The sequence below is a fragment of the Kitasatospora sp. NPDC036993 genome, assembly GCF_055607525.1.
This window is the reverse complement of sequence record NZ_JBVJRP010000002.1, coordinates 122,774-137,049: the sequence shown is the minus strand read 5'-3', so window position 1 is coordinate 137,049 and position 14,276 is coordinate 122,774. Positions and strand designations below refer to the sequence as shown.

Below are 14,276 nucleotides of genomic sequence, written 5' to 3'. Positions count from 1 at the left end.
CGGCGAGCCGCCCGGTCACCGACCGGCGATCGCGTGCACGAACCGGGCGCCGTCGATGGTGCCCAGGCCGCTGGCGAGGTCGTAGCCCTCGGTGGCGTTGTAGCCGGTGACGCCGTCCCAGCCGTTGTCGCCCTGCTTCACGTCCTTGATGCCGCTCCACTGGCTCGGGAGCAGGCTGAGGCCGTACAGGCGCCAGTTGATCTGGCCGAGGCGGTAGCCGGCCAGCTGGTCGGCGAGGGCGACGACGCCGGAGAACAGCGGGGTGGCCTCGCTGGTGCCGCCGGTGAGGTGCCAGCCGACCGAGGTCGGGTCGTAGGACTCGTACGTCCAGGCGGCGCCGTCCACGGCCGCGCTCATGCTGATGTCCGGCGTGCCGCGGTGGTTGCCGGTGGTCCCGGCGACACTGGCCTGGTACCACGGACGCTCGAAGACGCCGGACACGCCACCGCCGCCGGCGCCGGACTTGTCGTGCCACACCTTGTCGTCCGCGGTGCGGTTGCCGTTGTCGTCCAGGGTGAGCTGGGTGCCGCCGATGGAGGTGACCAGCGGGTCCGAGGACGGCCAGGAGTTGACCTTGTACGGGTACAGGTCGGAGCCGTTCTCCTTGGCGTCGGTGGCGCCGTTGTCGCCGGAGGCGGCGAGCACGGTCACGTTGCGGTCGGCGGCGGCCTTGAAGGCGTAGCGCAGGTCGGTGAGCGACGTGAAGTCGCCCTTCTCGAAGCCCGGGAAGGTGTTCTCGGTGGCGCCGAAGCTCTGCGAGATGACGTCGCCGCGACCCTGCTGGACGAGGCTCTTCTCGGCGTCCATCATCTCGGGCAGGCCGGTGGTGCCCTCGGTCTCGGCGACACCGGTCTCGACCAGGACGATGTGCGCGTCGGGGGCGATCGCGTGGGCGTACTCGACGTCCAGGGTGGTCTCGCCGGCCCAGCCGGTGTGGTCGGGGTTCTTCGGGTCGAAGGCGGGGACGTTGCCCCACTTGACCACCTCGACGTTGGTGTCCGGGATGCCCCACTGCTTGTCGAAGACCTCCAGGTCGTGCTGGATGGTCGGCGAGCCGAAGGAGTCGACGATGACGATCGTGCGGCCCTTGCCGGTGATGCCCTCCTGGTACAGCGGGTTCAGGTTGTAGGCGTTCCGGTACTGCAGCGGCGAGTAGCAGTGGATGCCGATCTGGCTGACGCACTGGGTGGTGCTCAGCGGGGCGACGCGGCCCTGGGCGTTGTGGTGCCCGAAGGAGGCGGGGCGGACGTGGACGCCCGAGAGGTTGTGCGAGGGGGCGGCGGTCGCGGTGCCGGCGGCCGGTACGGCGACGGTGCCGGCCGTGAGGGCGGTGGCCCCCACGGCGAGCAGAGCCAGGGCGCGACGGAGGGTGGCGGGGCTGCCCATGGGACTCCTTGGGACGCAGGGCCCGACCTGGTCCGGTCGGGTCGGTCCGGCCATCCCATCGAGAGCTGCATGATCATGCCATAGTCATTTGGAGGGGTCATGTGATCAAGGTCGTGGTCATGCTCGGCCACGCGAAAAGGTAAAGGCCGCCCCAGGGGAAAGTAACCTCCCGCCTGGGACGACCCGGTGACGATCCGTCAGTGGGCTCGCTAGCGCGCCCCGCCGTTGACGTACAGCGTCTGCCCGCTGACGTAGGAGGCGTCCTCGCTGGCCAGGAAGGCCACCACGGAGGCGATCTCCTCCGGCTGCCCGACCCGGCGCAGCGGCGTCCGGGCGGCGACCTCGGTCTGGTGGTCCTCGGCGCTGCTGCCGACCCGCTCGGCGGTGGCGGCGGTCATCGCGGTGGCGATGTACCCGGGGGCGACGGCGTTGACGTTGACGTTGTACGGCCCGAGCTCGATCGCCAGGGTCGCGGTGAGGCCCTGGATGCCGGCCTTGGCGGCCGCGTAGTTGGCCTGGCCCCGGTTGCCGAGGGCGGAGCGCGAGCTGAGCGAGACGATCTTCCCGTACCGCTGCGCCACCATGTACTTCTGCGCGACGTGGCTGCAGTTGTACGCGCTGGTCAGGTTGACCGTCAGCACCGCGTCCCAGTCGGACTTGGGCATCTTGAAGAACAGGTTGTCCCGGGTGATCCCGGCGTTGTTGACCAGGATGTGCACGCCGCCGAGATCCTCCGCGACCCGGGCGAACACCGCCTCCACCGCGTCGTAGTCGGCCACGTCGCAGCCGTACGCCCGGGCGGTGCCGCCCTTGGCGGCGATCTCGGCGACCGTCCCGGCCGCCCGTTCGGCGGTGAGGTCGACCACGGCGACCGCCGCGCCCTCCTCCGCCAGCCGGCGGGCGGTGGCCGCCCCGATGCCCTGCGCAGCGCCGGTCACCACGGCGACCTTCCCAGCGAACCGCGTCATGCTTCACTCCTCGGAAGTCGGGATCAGCGGCGGCGGGCGGGTGGCCCGCCACCGGTTCGTCAGACGTTCTCGACCAGCACGGCCGTACCCTGCCCCACGCCCACGCACATGGTGGCCAGGCCGCGCCGGGCTCCGGTACGGCGCATCCGGTGCAGCAGGGTGGTGAGGATACGGGCGCCGGAGCCGCCCAGCGGGTGACCGAGCGCGATCGCGCCGCCGCTCGGGTTGACCACCTCCTCGGCCTGCTCCGGGCCGAACCCGAGGCCGTCGGCGGAGGCGAGCGCCTGGGCGGCGAAGGCCTCGTTCAGCTCGGCGGTGTCCAGGTCGGCGAGCGACCAGCCGGCCCTGGCGAGCACCTTCGCCGTCGCCGGCACCGGGCCGATGCCCATGACGTCCGGGTGCACCCCGGCCGAGGCGCCCGCCACGTACCGGCCGAGCGGCTGGAGCCCGAGGTCGCGCAGCGCCTCCTCACCGACCAGGACCAGTCCGGCCGCGCCGTCGTTCATCGGCGAGGCGTTCCCGGCGGTGACCGTGCCCCCGGGGCGGAACACCGGCTTGAGCCCGGCGAGCTTCGCCAGGCTGGTGTCCTCGCGGATGCCCTCGTCCCGGCTCACCGTCACCCCGTCCGGTCGCTCGACCGGGATCAGCTCGGCGTCGAAGTGCCCGTCCTTGCGGGCGGCGCCGGCCCGCCGGTGGCTGCGCAGCGCGAAGGCGTCCTGGCGCTCCCGGCCGATGCCGTACCGGGTGGCCACCTCCTCGGCGGTCTCTCCCATGCCGAGTACGCCGTGCAGTTCGGCCATCCGAGGGTTGGTCAGCCGCCAGCCGAGCCGGGTGTCGAAGGTCTCCATCCGGTGCGGCAGCGCCTCGTCGGGCCGGGGCAGCACGAAGGGGGCGCGGGTCATCGACTCGCAGCCGCCGGCCAGCACCACGTCCGCCTCGCCGGAGCCGATGGCCCGGGCGGCGAGGGTGACGGCCTCCAGGCCGGAGGCGCAGAGCCGGTTGACGGTGGCACCGGGGACGGTTTCAGGCAGCCCGGCCAGCAGGACGGCCATCCGGGCGGCGTTGCGATTGTCCTCGCCGGCCTGGTTGGCGGCGCCCCAGTAGACGTCGTCGATCCGGGCCGGGTCGAGGGCGGGCACGTCGGCCAGCAGGGCGCGCAGCACGGTGGCCGAGAGGTCGTCCGGGCGGACCGTGGCGAGCGCGCCGCGCAACCGGCCGATGGGTGTGCGGCGGGCGGCGGCGAAGTAGACGGGGCGCACGTCGTCGGGCTCCTTGTCGGGTGGCGGGGATGCTCTTGCGCAGGACGCTCTCGTCGACGTCAGAAGGCGTTGACGCCGGTGAGGGCGCGTCCGATGAGCAGCTGGTGGATCTGGCTGGTGCCCTCGTAGAGGGTCATCACCCGCGCGTCGCGCAGGTACTTGCCGACCGGGTACTCGTCGATGAACCCGTAGCCGCCGAAGACCTGGAGCGCGCTGTTGGCGGCCCGGACGGCGGCCTCGCTGGCGTACAGCTTGGCGACGGAGGACTCGGTGGCGAACGGCAGGCCGCGCTCGATGTGGTCGGCGACCTTCCAGGTGAGCAGCCGGGCCGCCTCGACGTCCACGGCGATGCCGGCCAGCAGCTCCTGGACGAGCTGGTGCGAGGCGATCGGCTTGCCGAACTGCTCGCGCTCGCCGGCGTAGCGGACCGCGGCCTCCAGGCAGGCCCGGGCGATGCCGACGCAGCCGGCAGCCACCGACATCCGGCCCTTGGCCAGCGCGGCCATCGCCACCGTGAACCCCTTGCCGACCTCGCCGAGCCGGGCGCCGTCCGGCACCCGGACGCCGTCGAAGCCGAGTTCGGCGGTGGCCTGGCCGCGCAGGCCGAGCTTGCCGTGGATCTCGGTGCGGGTGAATCCGGGCAGGCCGGTCGGGACCAGGAAGGCGGTGATGCCCCGGTGGCCCCGCTGTTCGGGCTCGCCGCCGCCGGTGCGGGCGAAGACCAGGGCGACGTCGGCCCAGGTGCCGTTGGTGATGAACGTCTTGGCGCCGCTGATCAGCCAGCTGTCGCCGTCCCGGACGGCCCGGGTGGTGAGGTTGGCGGCGTCGGATCCGGTGCCGGGCTCGGTGAGCGCGAAGCAGGCGAATGCCGCGCCGGAGGTGAGCCGGGGCAGCCAGTGCCGCTTCTGCTCCTCGGTGCCGAAGGCGTTGACCGACTTGCCGACCAGGCCGAGCGAGACCGAGACGATCCCGCGCACGGCCGAGTCGCCGCGCCCGAGTTCCTCCAGGACGAGGCAGTACGCGAGGTGGTCGCCGCCGCTGCCGCCGTACTCCTCGGGGATGGTCAGCCCGAGGAAGCCGACCTTCGCCAGCTTGCCGATGATCGCGCGGTCGACGGACTCGGCGCGGTCCCACCCGGCGGCGTACGGCACGATCTCGCGGTCGGCGAAGGAGGCGGCGAGGTCCCGGACGGCGCTCTGCTCCTCGGACAACTCCAGGTTCACGGCGGCTCCCGAATCCGGTGTCCAGGGCCTGGGGGCGAGGCCCGGACCCATTAAACTAGCGCTGCAAGTTTTATGGGGGACTGTAGCCCCGCCCGGCCGGTGCTGGGAAGGGGGACCTGCCAGAATCGGCCCCAGCACACCCGGCCGGATGATCCGGATGAATCCGGAGGATCGGAGGACCCCGCCGCGATGGCCCGTCCACGCACCCCGCTGCTCAGCCGCGAGCGCATCGTCGCCGCCGCCCTGCGGCTGATCGACGACGAGGGACTGGACGCCCTCTCCACCCGCCGCCTCGCCACCGAGCTCTCGGTCAGCGGGCCCTCGCTCTACAACCACTTCGCCACCAAGGACGAACTGCTGGACGCCGTGGTGGACAGCGTCATCGGCGAAGTCGACCTGTCGATGTTCGGGAGCGTGACGAACCCCTGGCCGCGGGCGCTGCGCGACTGGGCCCGCTCCTACCGCGCCGCGCTGGCCGCCCACCCCAACATCGTCCCGGTGCTCGCCCAGGGGCCCGGGCGTCGGCCGAACGCGCTGCGGCTGGCCGACGCGGTCTTCGGCCACCTGGTCGAGGCCGGGTGGCCGCGGGGCCAGGCGACCAGGATCGGCGCGCTGATGCGCTACTTCGTCACCGGCTCGGCCCTCGCCTCCTTCGCGGCCGGCTTCCCGGCGGACGCCGAGGTCTACGACGCGGCCGACTACCCGCACCTCGGCGAGGCGCACCGGCTGTCCGGGCACCGGGGGGCGGTGGACGAGGGCGCCTTCGAGACCGGCCTGGAGGCGCTGCTCGACGGACTCGCGCTGCGCTACGCCAGGCTCGCCGAACAGCGCGGAACCGAGGCGGAGCGGCCCCGAAGCGAGGCGGAACGTTCCTGACGCGGGGCGGGGTCGTACGGGCCCGGTCCCCGTCGAAACGGACCGGTGCCCCGCGGGCAAGGTTCCGCGGGCAAGGCCCTGCGGAAACGATTCGGCCCCCGCACCCGCGCGCCGATGGCGCCGGGGTGCGGGGGCCGGTGGTCCGACGGGCGGATCAGCCCATGTCCTCCAGCCGGATGCCCTTGGTCTCCTTCATGAACTTCGCCACGAAGAGGATGGACAGCGCCGCGAAGGCGGCGTAGATCAGGTAGGTCGCCGACAGGTTCCAGCGCGACATGGACGGGAACGAGACGGTGATCACCCAGTTCGCGATCCACTGCGCGGAGGCGGCGACGGAGAGCGCGGCGGCGCGGATCCGGTTCGGGAACATCTCGCCGAGCATCACCCAGACGACCACGCCCCAGGACATCGCGAAGAACAGCACGAAGGCGTTGGCGGCGACCAGCGCGACGGTGCCCTGGAGGTCGGGCAGGGTGAGGTTGTCGCCGCTGCCGGTGGCCGAGGAGAAGGCCCAGCCGGCCGCGCCGAGCGCGACCGCCATGCCTGCCGAGCCGATCAGGGCGAGCGGCTTGCGGCCGATCCGGTCGACCAGCACGATCGCGATCACGGTGCCGAGGATGTTGATCACCGAGCCGACGAAGCTGATCAGCAGCGAGTTGCTCTGGTCGATGCCGACCGACTGCCACAGGATCGACGAGTAGTAGAAGATCACGTTGATGCCGACCAGCTGCTGGAAGACCGACAGGCCGATGCCGACCCAGACGATCGGGAGCAGGCCGAAGCGGCCGCCGAGCAGGTCGCGGAAGCGGGGCCGGTGGTCGGAGGCGATCAGCGCCTGGACCTCGGCGATCCGGGCGTCGCCGTCCACGCCCTCGCCCTCGACCGCGGCGAGCACCTTCCTGGCCTCGTCCAGGCGTCCCGCCTGGATCAGGTAGCGCGGGGACTCGGGGATGACCGAGGAGAGCACGAAGTAGACCGCGGCCGGGACGACGCAGATGCCGAGCATCCACTGCCAGGCCTCCAGGCCGAGCAGCTGCCCCCGGGTGTCGCCACCGGCGGCCCGCGCCAGCGCCCAGTTGACCAGCTGGGATATCGCGATGCCGAGCACGATCGCGGCCTGCTGGAAGGAGGCCAGCCGGCCCCGGTACCTGGTCGGCGCGACCTCGGCGATGTAGGTCGGGGCGATCACCGAGGCGATGCCGATGGCCGCGCCGCCGAGGACGCGCCAGAGGGCCAGGTCCCAGGCGGAGAACGGCAGCATCGAGCCGACGGCGCTGATCGCGAACAGCAGCGCGCCCGCCTTCATGACCTTGATGCGGCCGTAGCGGTCGGCGAACCGCCCGGCCACCGCGGCGCCGATCGCCGAGCCGAGCAGGGCGGAGGAGACGATCAGACCGGTCACGCCGCTGCCGACGGCGAACTTCTCCTGGATTCCGGAGACGGCGCCGTTGATCACGGAGCTGTCGTAGCCGAACAGGAAGCCACCGAGGGCCGCTGCCGCGGCGATGAAGACGACGAAGCCGAGGCGGCCGGGCGCGGGGGCCTCGACCGCCCCGGAGGGCTTCTGGGTGACGCTCACGATCTGACTCCTGGTACTCAACGCTGAGCTCGGTCGCCGAGATCGTAACCCCTATTCGTTTAAGACTTGTACACCAGGATGCTCAAGTTTTGCTCTGAGAATTCGTAAGGTGAACAAGCAAATTGGGTTGCCCGAGGGCTCTCCCGGCGGGTGGACGGTCCGAACGAGTGGACGGCTGGGGTGGCTCGCCCCGCCCGGGCAGCCCACCCGGGCAGCCCGGCCGGACCGTCCGGGCGGGCTTCCCGGGCGGGGCGGTCAGGCCGGCACCGCGAGCGAGAGCCCGAACCGGCCCTCCGGGTCGGTCCACCAGTGGCTCAGCCGCAGCCCGGCCGCCGCCAGCTCCCCGGCCACCCGCTCCCGGCGGAACTTGGCCGACACCTCGGTGCGCAGCTCCTCGCCCCCGGCGAAGTGCACCGGCAGGTCCAGGGCCGGGATCTTCACGGTCTGCGAGCGCAGCGAGCGCAGCCGCATCTCGATCCACTCCTGCTCGGCGTCCCAGCGCGCGACGTGCTCGAAGGCGTCCGGGTCGAAGTCGGCCCCCAGCTCGCGGTTGAGCACGTTCAGCACGTTCCGGTTGAACTCGGCGGTCACCCCGGAGGCGTCGTCGTAGGCGGCGACCAGCACCGCCGGGTCCTTGACCAGGTCGGTTCCGAGGAGCAGGAAGTCGCCCGGGTCGAGGGCGGCGCGCAGGCCGCGCAGGAAGACCGCGCGCTCGTGGGGCAGCAGGTTGCCGAGGGTCCCGCCGAGGAAGGCGACCAGGCGCGGGCCGCCCTCCGGGGGCAGGCCGAGCCTGGCGGTGAAGTCGGCGAGCACGCCGTGCACCGCGAGCCCGGGGTACTCGGCGGCGAGCGCGGCGCCGGCCGCGGTCAGCGCGCTCTCGCTGACGTCCACCGGGACGTACGTCTCCAGGGTGCCGAGCGCGCGCAGGGCGTCCAGCAGCAGCCGGGTCTTCTCGGAGGAGCCGGAGCCCAGCTCGACCAGGGTGCGGGCCCCGGTGGCCGCGGCGATCTCGCCGGCCCCGGCGGTCAGGATGGCCCGTTCCGCGCGGGTCGGGTAGTACTCGGGCAGTCGGGTGATCTCCTCGAACAGCTCGCTGCCCCTCGCGTCGTAGAACCACTTCGGCGGCAGCCACTTGGGCTCGGAGGTCAGTCCGAGCTGCACGTCGTGGCGCAGCGCGGTGCTGAAGTGGTCGGCGGGCAGCAGTCGGGTGAGATCGAAGGTTTCCATGACGGGGTGGTTCCTCTGTTCAGGAGTTGAAGGGAGAGTGAGGTCAGTCGCGGCCGGGAATCCGGCCCGTGGTGACGCCTCGCGAGTCCACGAGCAGCAGCGAACCGTCCGGCACCGGCGTCCAGCCCGGTGCGTCGTCGTACGGCTCGGAGGCCACCACCGTGCCCAGGCCGGGCAGGGTGCGGTGGTGGAGGGTGTCGCCCCAGGTGGTCGCGGCGATCGCGGTGCCGTCGGTGAGCAGCAGGTTGAGCCGCCCGGTGGTGTGCGCGGCGACGTCCGCGACGGTGCCCGCCAGTGCCTCGCCGAGTCCGGCGCCGGCCCGCAGCCGGTGCAGGGTGAGCGCCCACAGCAGCGCCGAGTCGGTGCGCGCCTCCAGGTCCAGCAGTTCGGCCGGGGGCAGCAGGGCGGCCAGTGCGTCCAGCTTGCCCGGCCAGCCGGTCACCGCTCCGTTGTGGCTGAACAGCCAGCGGTCGGCGGTGAACGGCGCGGCCGCGCTCTCGCCCGCCGCGCAGCCCTCGGTGGCGGAGCGGACGGCGGCCAGCAGTGCCCGGGTCCGGACCACCCGGGCCAGGTCGGCGAAGGTCTCGTCGGCCCAGATCGGTCCGGTCCGGCGGTAGCGGGCGGGCACCTCGTCCCCGTCCGCGTACCAGCCGAGGCCGAAGCCGTCCACGTTGACCGTTCCGTACTGCTGGACCCGGGGCGCCCAGGACTGCCGGTACAGCCCGTGCGGCGGATGCACCAGAAGCTCCCTGGGCGCCACTGGCACGCCCAGGTAGGCGATATGACGGCACATCAGCTGGTCTCCAGGTCGCGCGCGGTGCGGAACCCGGCGAAGATCTGCCGTCGGACCGGGTAGTCCCAGTTGCGGAAGGTGCCCCGGCAGGCGACCGGCGCCACCGCGAAGCAGCCGCCGCGCAGCACCTTGTACTCGGGTCCGAAGAACACCTCCGAGTACTCCCGGTACGGCCAGGCCAGGAAGCCCGGGTAGGCGCGGAGGTCGCTCGCCGTCCACTCCCACACGTCACCGATCAACTGCCGGACACCGTACGGGGACTGGCCCTTCGGATAGCTTCCGGCACCGGCCGGGCGCAGGTGCCGCTGGCCGAGGTTGGCGTGCTCGGGACCGGGCGGCCCGTCGCCCCAGGGGTAGCGGCGGGAACGGCCGGTGGCCGGGTCGTACCGGGCGGCCTTCTCCCACTCCGCCTCGGTGGGAAGCCGCCGCCCGGCCCACCGGGCGTACGCGTCCGCCTCGTACCAACTGACGTGCAGCACCGGTTCGTTCGGCTCGACCGGCTCGACCGTGCCGAAGCGGCGGCGGAGCCACTGGCCGTCCTGGAGGTGCCAGAACAGCGGGGCGGTCAGGTCGGCGCGCCGGCGGTGCTCCCAGCCCTCCGGCTTCCACCAGCGCGGGTCGTCGTAGCCGCCGTCCGCGATGAAGCGCTGGTAGGCGGCGTTGGTGACCGGGGTGGTGTCCAGCAGGAAGGCCGGCAGGTCGACGGCGTGCGCCGGGCGCTCGTTGTCCAGCGCCCACGGTTCGGTGTCCGTGCCCATGGTGAACGGGCCCGCGGGGATGAGGACTTCGGTGGGCAGGGTGGCGGCGTCGGCGGGTGCGGGCGGTGGCGGGGGCGCGGCCAGGGCCGGCTCCCCCTTGCGGAGCTGGTGGGTGATCAGCATGGTCTCGTCGTGCTGCTGCTCGTGCTGGGCGATCATCCCGAACGCGAACCCGGCCTCCAGCAGTGGCGCGCCCTCCAGCGGGCTGGCGGCCAGCAGGTCCAGCACCCGGCCGCGGACGTCGTGGGCGTAGGCGCGGGCCTCGGCGGGCGGCAGCAGCGGCAGGCTGGGGCGCTCGGCGCGCGGGTGCTGGAACGCGTCGTACAGCGGGTCGATCTCCGGGTGCATCGGATCGCGGCCGCCGACGTTGCGCAGCAGCCAGAGTTCCTCCTGGTTGCCGATGTGCGCGAGGTCCCAGACCAGCGGGGACATCAGCGGGGAGTGCTGGGCGGTGAGATCGCCCTCGTCGACGCAGTCGGTCAGCGCGGCGGTCCGGGCGCGGGCGGCCAGCAGCTCGGCGGCGATGCTCTCGCGCAGGGCCTCGGTGCCGACACTGTCGAGGCCGCCGATGTCGCTGATGCCGTCGATGTCGCTGATCGACCCGATCGACCCGATCGACCCGGTGGCGCTGGTGGCGCCGGTGCGGTCCGTGCTGCCTGCCCCGGCACCCCCGTGGGGTCGGACGTCGGTCATGATGAGGCCTCCTCCGGGGGCGTGGGTCGGACGCCGGAGCGCAGGGCGTCCAGCTGGTCGTCGGCCGGGCAGCGGCCGCGCGCGGGGTAGCGCTCGGCGAAGTCGGCGACGGCGGCGCGCAGCCGCCCGGCACCGGGCAGGCGGCCCAGCGCGGCGTCGGCGGCGGCGAAGCAGGCGAGGGTGGCCCGGCGCAGCTCGGGGTCGGCCATCGCGAGGGTGGCGGCCCGGTGCCAGGCCTCGCTGCGCGGTGGGCGTGGACCGCCCGCGCACTCCAGCGGCTCCACCGCGGCCAGCGCGGCGTCGGCGGCCACCGGGTCGTCCAGCAGCGCGGTGACCAGCGCGGTGACCACCGTCCAGCCGTCCCCGGGCTGGGCGTCGATCATCCGCAGCTCCAGGTGGCCGTGTGGGCGCACCGGCGGGAAGAGGGTGGTGCGGTGGTAGTCCAAGTCGTCGAGCGTGGGCGGGCGTTCGCCTCCGCCGCGGATCCAGTCGCGGAAGGTCAGTCCGGCCGGCACCGTCCAGGGCAGGCCCTCGGGCCGTCGTACGCACAGCACTTGGGCATCCAGCACGTACTGTGCCCAGGCCTCGCGCGGATCGCCGTGGTCGGGCTCGGGTGCGAGGGTGCGGGTCGGATCCATCCGGGACCAGACGGTCTGCCGGGTGGACCGGTAGCCGGTCGGACGGCCGTCCAGGACGGGGGAGTTGGCGAAGGCGGCGACCAGTACCGGGCCGAGCCGGTGGACCAGCCGCCAGCGGCGCTCGACCGCGTGCGCGCCGTCGGCCTCACCGGCGTCCAGACACACCTGCACGGACGCGGTACCGGTCATCATGATCCGGCCCCAGGGCCCGGCGGAGTCGAAGAAACGCTCCATCGCGAGGTAGCGGGGGTGGTCCAGCACCATCTCTCGGGGGCGGGCCAGTGGGTCCGTCCCGGTGCCGGTGAGTCGCAGGCCCTGCGCCGCGAAGGCGGCCCGCAGGGCGGTCAGATCGCGTCGGGTGTCCTCGACGCAGGCCACGAGGCCGGTGGCGGGCGGGGAGCTGAGCTCTACCTGTCCGCCGGGTTCGAGCGTGAGACGCGAACCGGAGGGGAGCGAGGTGCCGTCCGAGCCGCCGAGGGGCAGCGACTCCAGTGCGGCGTGGAGCAGTTCGGGCCGTACGGGTCGGGTCGGACATCGGTCGTCGTGGACGAACCACTCGACCTCCACCCCGACCAGGCGGGGAGGTCCGATCTTGAAACAGACGCCCGACACGTGGCTGCGCGCCCCCGATTCGGTCAACGGGGTCACCCCCGCGGGGGGTGGTGGCGTGCTCTGCCGGTCGGGCGGAGTGGTGCGGGATACCGGTATCACCGGACTCACCATCCTCGGGATCACGATTGCGGCCCGGTCTTCCTGCCCAGTCTGCTACGGAGCATGCGGGGGCGCCCCGCAAAAATCGTGTGAACGTTCGTTCTTGCAGGTCAGGGGTGTGGCGAACGGGTGAGAACGGGGATTTTCCGGCGGTCGGCGGGTGGGGAACGGGCGGCGTCCGGCCGGGGCATGTGCCGGGGTCACAGGCGCTCCAGGCGCGCCAGGACGGTCGTCAGCGCCGGGCCGGGGAGGGCGTAGTTCAGGCGCAGCGAGCCCCGGCCGCCGGGGCCGAAGTCGGCGCCGTCGGAGGCCTCCAGGCCGCAGCGCTCCAACAGTGCCCGGCGGGCGTCGGCGGGCGGCAGGCCGAGTGCGGAGGCGTCCAGCCAGAGCAGGTAGGAGGCCTGCGGGGCGGAGCGGACAGCGGGCCCCAGCCGGTCGGTCAGGCGGGTGCGGGCTGCGGAGAGGTGGGCGAGCAGCGCGTTCAGCCAGGGGCCGCCCTCGCGCAGCGCCGCCTGCTGCACGGTCTGTTCCAGCAGGCCGCCCTCCCAGAGGCCGTAGCCGGCCAGTGCCTCGGCGAACCGGGCCCGCAGCCCGGGGTCGGGGACGAGCGCGAAACTGCTGGGGATGCCGGAGCAGTTGAAGGTCTTGCCGACGGAGCTCAGGGTGACGACGAGGTGGCGGTGCGCCGGGTCGGCGGTGGTGACGGCGACGGGGTGCGGGTGGCCGGGGTGGGTGAGGTCGCCGTGCACCTCGTCCGAGACCAGCAGCGTGCCGCTCTCCGCCGCCCGCGCGGCGAGGTCGCGCACCGATCCGGTCGGCCACACCCGGCCGGAGGGGTTGTGCGGACTGCTCAGCAGCAGGGCCGCGGCCGGGCGGGGGAGCGGACCGGGCGGGAGCCGGTACCCGCCGGGGCCGAGGTGCAGCGGCAGGTCGCGGTACGGGAGGCGGGCCGCGCGGCAGAGCTGGGCGAAGCCGCCCCACTCGGGAGTGGGGAAGAGGACGGGGGCCTGCGGCCGTACGGCCTCCAGCAGGACGCGCAGGGCGGTGCGCGGGCCGCAGGGCAGCAGCAGGACCCAGTCCGGGTCCACCGCGGCGCCGTGCCGGGTGCGGTACCAGTCGGCCACCAGCAAGCGGCCGGCCGGGTCGCAGACCGTGTAGCCGTACGCGCGGTGGCGGGCGCGGTGCTCCAGTGCCTCGGCGACGGCGGGCGGGCCGGGCAGGTCCATGTCGGCGAGGCCCATCGGGATCACCCCGGGGGCGTCCGCGCGGGCCCACTTGCTGCTGCCGGTGCCGGTGCGGTCGAAGGGGGCGTCGAAGCCGAAGTCGGGGGTGCCGGCGGGGGTGCCGGCAGGGACGGCAGGGGCGGGGGCGGGTCCGGGGGCGGGTCGGGGTGCGCCGCGAACAGATGACAGATTTCGAAATCTGTCATCTGTTCGCTGAAAGTTGTCGTCTGTCATCTGTCACCCCGCTCATCTGTCACCCCGCTCCGCCAGGTGCGCCGCGAGCCCCCGCCGTCCCCGGCACATCATCACCGCGTGGTTGGCCCGGAACAGCGGGTGCAGCGGCAGGGCCAGCCGGCGCAGCAGTGGCTTGCCGGGCCGGGTGTCCTCCTCGAACAGCACCCGACTGCCCCCGCGGCCCGTCCCGCCCGCCCCGCCCGGCTGTCCGTCCGCCGTCACGGTGAACCGCGACCATCCGTCCAGGTCGCCCCGCATGGCCACCTCCAGCACTCCGGCGGCCGGGTCACGCCGGGTCGCCGTCAGTCCGATCACCAGCCGGTACGGCAGCAGCGCGCGCACCACCACGTCCCCGGAGTCCGCGCCGGTCCGCCGGACCTCGCGGATCTCCGGCCACCACCGCGGATAGCCCTGCACGTCCTCCAGCGCCGCGTACACGGCGGATGCCGGAGCCGCGAGCCGCCAGACGCCCCGGAATCGGTAGTGGTTCGGGTCCACGTCCCCACCCTAGTCCGGCCCGGCCGGACCGAGGCCCGAACGCTGGTGGGCCGTTGCCGAGTTGGTCCGCGACCCGGGCCCGGAGCGGAGGTGAACGTTCCGGAAACGCCCGCCCGCCAGGAAGGGTGCACTCCGCTTGCACCCGTTCGGGGTGCGGAGGAGGATCTTCTGTGCTTGTAGTCTCATCAGTCACAGCAGCACCCTCAGGGC

The 14,276-nt window shown here is 73.3% G+C and carries 12 protein-coding genes; 1 reads left to right on the top strand and 11 read right to left on the bottom strand.

Going from position 1 to position 14,276, the window contains the following annotated elements; all coding sequences use genetic code 11:
- Positions 1–15: 15 nt before the first annotated feature.
- The 4 genes from ACZ7C5_RS04010 to ACZ7C5_RS03995 all read right to left on the bottom strand — a co-directional run bounded on the left by ACZ7C5_RS04010 (position 16) and on the right by ACZ7C5_RS03995 (position 4,836).
- Positions 16–1,386 (bottom strand): S53 family peptidase, encoded by a 1,371-nt coding sequence (locus ACZ7C5_RS04010; RefSeq protein WP_401087940.1) that lies wholly within the window; start codon positions 1,384–1,386, stop codon positions 16–18.
- 209 nt (positions 1,387–1,595) lie between these two features.
- Complete coding sequence (fabG, locus tag ACZ7C5_RS04005) at positions 1,596–2,354, bottom strand: 3-oxoacyl-ACP reductase FabG (RefSeq protein ID WP_401087939.1); 759 nt, start codon at positions 2,352–2,354, stop codon at positions 1,596–1,598.
- Positions 2,355–2,413: 59 nt separating this feature from the next.
- A complete protein-coding gene (locus ACZ7C5_RS04000) occupies positions 2,414–3,613 on the bottom strand; it encodes a thiolase family protein (RefSeq protein ID WP_401087937.1) in 1,200 nt (399 codons plus the stop codon).
- Positions 3,614–3,672: 59 nt separating this feature from the next.
- Complete coding sequence (locus ACZ7C5_RS03995; RefSeq protein WP_470321913.1) at positions 3,673–4,836, bottom strand: acyl-CoA dehydrogenase family protein; 1,164 nt, start codon at positions 4,834–4,836, stop codon at positions 3,673–3,675.
- A 189-nt stretch (positions 4,837–5,025) separates the two neighbouring features.
- Here ACZ7C5_RS03995 and ACZ7C5_RS03990 point away from each other — a divergent pair, with 189 nt between their 5' ends.
- Entirely contained in the window at positions 5,026–5,712 is a 687-nt protein-coding gene (locus ACZ7C5_RS03990) for a TetR/AcrR family transcriptional regulator (protein ID WP_470321912.1), read from the top strand.
- Between the two features lie 154 nt (positions 5,713–5,866).
- On the opposite strand, the gene ACZ7C5_RS03985 is transcribed toward ACZ7C5_RS03990, so the two are convergent.
- The 7 genes from ACZ7C5_RS03985 to ACZ7C5_RS03955 form a co-directional block, all read right to left on the bottom strand.
- Positions 5,867–7,294: a sugar porter family MFS transporter gene (locus ACZ7C5_RS03985; RefSeq protein ID WP_470322093.1), complete on the bottom strand. Its 1,428-nt coding sequence runs from the start codon at positions 7,292–7,294 to the stop codon at positions 5,867–5,869.
- Positions 7,295–7,546: 252 nt separating this feature from the next.
- A complete protein-coding gene (gene egtD, locus ACZ7C5_RS03980; RefSeq protein WP_401087932.1) occupies positions 7,547–8,518 on the bottom strand; it encodes an L-histidine N(alpha)-methyltransferase in 972 nt (323 codons plus the stop codon).
- A 43-nt stretch (positions 8,519–8,561) separates the two neighbouring features.
- Positions 8,562–9,311: an ergothioneine biosynthesis protein EgtC gene (gene egtC, locus ACZ7C5_RS03975; RefSeq protein WP_401087930.1), complete on the bottom strand. Its 750-nt coding sequence runs from the start codon at positions 9,309–9,311 to the stop codon at positions 8,562–8,564.
- Positions 9,311–10,762 (bottom strand): ergothioneine biosynthesis protein EgtB, encoded by a 1,452-nt coding sequence (gene egtB / locus ACZ7C5_RS03970; protein ID WP_470321911.1) that lies wholly within the window; start codon positions 10,760–10,762, stop codon positions 9,311–9,313. The genes egtC and egtB overlap by 1 nt, the downstream gene beginning before the upstream one ends.
- Complete coding sequence (egtA, locus tag ACZ7C5_RS03965) at positions 10,759–12,048, bottom strand: ergothioneine biosynthesis glutamate--cysteine ligase EgtA (protein WP_401087927.1); 1,290 nt, start codon at positions 12,046–12,048, stop codon at positions 10,759–10,761. Before egtA ends, egtB begins: the two co-directional genes overlap by 4 nt.
- A gap of 263 nt (positions 12,049–12,311) precedes the next feature.
- On the bottom strand, positions 12,312–13,568 hold the full coding sequence (locus tag ACZ7C5_RS03960) for a MalY/PatB family protein (RefSeq protein ID WP_470321910.1): 1,257 nt from the start codon (positions 13,566–13,568) through the stop codon (positions 12,312–12,314).
- Between the two features lie 12 nt (positions 13,569–13,580).
- Entirely contained in the window at positions 13,581–14,066 is a 486-nt protein-coding gene (locus tag ACZ7C5_RS03955) for an SRPBCC family protein (protein WP_470321909.1), read from the bottom strand.
- Between the last annotated feature and the right edge of the window lie 210 nt (positions 14,067–14,276).

Excerpts from the sequence above, each read along its gene's own strand:
- fabG (WP_401087939.1), bottom strand. The coding sequence starts at position 2,354 with ATGACGCGGTTCGCTGGGAAGGTCGCCGTGGTGACCGGCGCTGCGCAG.
- egtD (WP_401087932.1), bottom strand. The coding sequence starts at position 8,518 with ATGGAAACCTTCGATCTCACCCGACTGCTGCCCGCCGACCACTTCAGC.
- egtB (WP_470321911.1), bottom strand. The coding sequence starts at position 10,762 with ATGACCGACGTCCGACCCCACGGGGGTGCCGGGGCAGGCAGCACGGAC.
- egtC (WP_401087930.1), bottom strand. The coding sequence starts at position 9,311 with ATGTGCCGTCATATCGCCTACCTGGGCGTGCCAGTGGCGCCCAGGGAG.
- ACZ7C5_RS04010 (WP_401087940.1), bottom strand. The coding sequence starts at position 1,386 with ATGGGCAGCCCCGCCACCCTCCGTCGCGCCCTGGCTCTGCTCGCCGTG.
- ACZ7C5_RS03960 (WP_470321910.1), bottom strand. The coding sequence starts at position 13,568 with ATGACAGACGACAACTTTCAGCGAACAGATGACAGATTTCGAAATCTG.
- ACZ7C5_RS03990 (WP_470321912.1), top strand. The coding sequence starts at position 5,026 with ATGGCCCGTCCACGCACCCCGCTGCTCAGCCGCGAGCGCATCGTCGCC.